The organism is Deinococcus radiotolerans (assembly GCF_014647435.1).
Taxonomy (GTDB): Bacteria; Deinococcota; Deinococci; order Deinococcales; family Deinococcaceae; genus Deinococcus; species Deinococcus radiotolerans.
The window spans coordinates 1-2,272 of record NZ_BMPE01000044.1 but is presented as its reverse complement, the minus strand read 5'-3'; the positions used below and the strand labels follow the sequence as shown (position 1 = coordinate 2,272).

At 54.4% G+C, this 2,272-nt stretch carries 2 protein-coding genes; one reads left to right on the top strand and one right to left on the bottom strand.

The genetic code is table 11. The annotated features are described in order from the left end of the window. Positions 1-394: 394 nt before the first annotated feature. Positions 395-1,654: a hypothetical protein gene (locus tag IEY63_RS21995; RefSeq protein ID WP_189071133.1), complete on the top strand. Its 1,260-nt coding sequence runs from the start codon at positions 395-397 to the stop codon at positions 1,652-1,654. 194 nt (positions 1,655-1,848) lie between these two features. Here IEY63_RS21995 and IEY63_RS21990 read toward each other — a convergent pair. Beyond that, positions 1,849-2,272: integrase core domain-containing protein (locus tag IEY63_RS21990; RefSeq protein WP_189071132.1), on the bottom strand; the 424-nt coding region annotated here is incomplete at its 5' end.

Genomic DNA, 2,272 nt, shown 5'->3' with positions numbered 1-2,272 from the left:
AGGCTGCTGAGCACACCATTTCACGCGCCAGGCGCGGCTTGAAGGCAAGATGTCCTGTACAGAACAATAGGTGGCCGGCGGCGTGCCTGTCGTGCAGCGCGCCGCCGGCACTACCACTCCCGGCAGGCCTATGGATAGTGACCGAGCGGTAGTGTCACCAACGTAGTGGAGCGCAGCCGCGTCGGACGACTTGGAAGTGGCGCTGCGAGCACCGAATGGGAACTCATGATGTGCGGGCACGCTCAGGTTTGCCGGCAGTGTCCAGTGTGGTGGGGCCCATGAGCACTGGCACAGGTGGACGGATCACCTGGTCATTTTTGAATGCATTGTCGTGTGAAGAATCGTACACTCTACCGTAGACCGACAATTCGCTCGTAGACCTCTGGGGGGATGTATGGCGGAATGGTACGAGACATTCGCAACGTGGTTTGGCAAGCTTCTGGAAGGGGCCCGAGGTGCGCGCCTTCAGGACTGGGCCGAAGCCATTTCAGTCAACGAAGACGATAACGAACCCGGGGGATACGTTTCCATTTCCAGTCCCAGGTACTTCATGTCCACGTACCGGATGGGCCTTGATTACGGCATCCCAATCATTACGGGCACCATAAAGATGCGAAGCGAAGCGACCGGTCAGAACTTGGAGCGGACCATTCTGTCCACTCCAGCCAATGCGACTGCCGTTGCACCTAGGAACTATGTGGCCGGTCCTGTCGGCGGTCTCATTTTAGCTCCTTACAGCAGCACAGAAATCACATTACAGATTGCTCTGCAATTCCTACCGACGCAGAACTTGGTCAAAGAGACGCTGGGTCTCATCACAGAGGTCACCGCTGGAATTCCAACTGCTCAAGCGAGCCTGCCCTTTCTCAAGATATTGAGTGCCTCGATGGACACCTTGAGCAGCATTTTGACGTTGGGGCAAAAGGAAATTCAGCTGATGGGCAGGTACCAGGTCCAAATGGATAATATTGGCAAACGGCCAAAAATGTTGATCTGGGTTGCCCCAGACATTGATGATCATGGGGTCGTCCGAAACAAGCTTGATAAAAACAAATTTAAATATGACGCTTCCTCCGAAGAGTTATATTACGATGATAAAATATATAGAGGGTCTGCTTGGATAATTATTGAATTTAACTATATTTCAGAACATCCCTCTCTCACTGAACTGCCCGTCTATCGCGAAAGTGTTGCGAAACTCCGGAAGGCACTCCTAACGACAACAGAGTCCGCCACAGTTCAACAACTAAAGGGCCTTCTCAACCGAACGCTTATCCTCATTGATGATTCAATCGACGCCGCTGAGTATCTTATCGCTAGCGACCGCGAGAAGCTGCGAGGCAAACTCTACGAAATAGCCGACAATCTGGCCACGAAGTACAATCTTATCCCTCTCACCAGCACGGATACCGGCCGTCCCATGGAGGAGCTAGGCGTTCCGGCCCTTGGAACGCTCGAAGTGAAAACAATCCACCCAAGCGAAACTCACCGCATGATGAAATATATGTACATCGCACAGACACCAGATGGCCCCGCAGACGACGAAGAGCTTGATGTAGCCCAACTGTACAAAGACATAGAACTCCTCACCACCATGATCGACCGGCCCAGCGAAGACTTCAGATCTCAAGTGACAGTCATTGCGCTGGCCTAAAACTCATACTTGAGCCAGAGGCAACCACCAAGCGATGTGGGGGCAGCAAACGCGGAGGAACACCAACCGGTCATCTGCATCAACCCAGCACGTCGAACAGGGCCTCTACGGCCATGACCTGACGTTCACCCTTTGATCGGTCCAGCCCGAATGAGCCCAGCGTACTTTGAGCTGCCCCCAAAAACGGATCCAGGTCAAATCGGAATCTCCGGCTGGACGTGAACCGAGGCAAACTGCGCTGCGAACGCCCTGGGCGCGAGGTTTTTCAGCGCGGAATGCGGCCTGAACGCATTGTACTCCCGTCTCCAGTGCTCGACTTTTCGGCGGGCATCATCCAGGCTCAAGAACCAATGGGTATTCAGGCACTCGTCCCGGAAACGACCGTGGAATGACTCGATGAAGGGGTTGTCTGTGGGCTTTCCTGGACGGGAAAAATCCAGCGTCACATGGCACTGGTAGGCCCAGAGGTCGAGCACCTTACTGATGAACTCGCTGCCGTTGTCCACTTGAATTCTGCTCGGACTGCCTCTGATCTCGCTGACCTGGCGCATGATCGCGACGACGTCTGCTCCCTTCAGCGCCTGGTCGACCAGAATCGCCAAGCACTCCCGGGTGAAG

Bases quoted from the DNA above. Each gene is read 5' to 3' on its own strand.
- IEY63_RS21995 (WP_189071133.1), top strand. From the start codon at position 395: ATGGCGGAATGGTACGAGACATTCGCAACGTGGTTTGGCAAGCTTCTG.